The sequence below is a fragment of the Alcanivorax sp. HI0044 genome (assembly GCF_001634945.1).
In genome coordinates this window covers 1-759 of sequence record NZ_LWEZ01000028.1, presented here as the reverse complement: position 1 = coordinate 759, position 759 = coordinate 1, and the positions used below count along the sequence as shown (strand labels likewise).

The 759-nt window shown below is 59.7% G+C and carries 1 protein-coding gene; it reads right to left on the bottom strand.

The genetic code is table 11. The features are described 5' to 3' along the window. On the bottom strand, nucleotides 1-759 hold a 759-nt coding region (locus A3730_RS00325), incomplete at both ends, for a transglycosylase SLT domain-containing protein (RefSeq protein ID WP_156500699.1).

Genomic DNA, 759 nt, shown 5'->3' with positions numbered 1-759 from the left:
TCATGTGGTTAATGTTGCGAAGTACCTGGGGGGTCGTGCGGTACTGGCGGGCAATGGCGCCCAGATTATCGCCGGGCCGAATTTCGTAACGGGCCCACTGCATGCGTTGGTCTTTGGGCAGGCTGGCCAGTTTCGTCTGGAAATTCTCGGCCCGATCCACAGGGACTAACAACCGGAAGGGGCCATCCGGGGATGTGGCCCAGCGATTATAGGACGGGTTGAGCAGGTAGAGCTCTTCCACAGAAATATCCGCCAAACGTGCGGCTTGGGCCAGGTCGATTTGCCCGCCGGTTTTTACCGTGGCGAAGTAGGGTTCGTTGGCGATGGGGTGGAGGGGGACGCCGTAGGCCTGCGGGTCACCGACAATCTGGGCGATGGCCAGTAATTTAGGGACATACGCGGTGGTTTCGCGGGGCAGGTTCAGGTTCCAGAAATCGGTGGGCTTTCCGGCTTCTTTATTGTGACGGATGGCTCGCGATACAGTGCCGCCCCCGGCGTTGTAAGAGGCTAGCGCCAGTAGCCAGTCACCCTCAAAGCGGCTGGAGAGCTGCTGCAGGTAATCCAATGCGGCATTGGTGGACTTGAGGATGTCCCGGCGTTGGTCTTCCCACCAGGTGCGCTGCATGCCGAAATAATCCCCGGTGGAGGGAATAAACTGCCAGGGCCCCGCCGCGCGGGCATGGGAGTAAGCAAAGGGATCAAAAGCACTTTCTACGATTGGCAACAAGGCCAGTTCCAGCGGCATATCGCGGGCTTCGG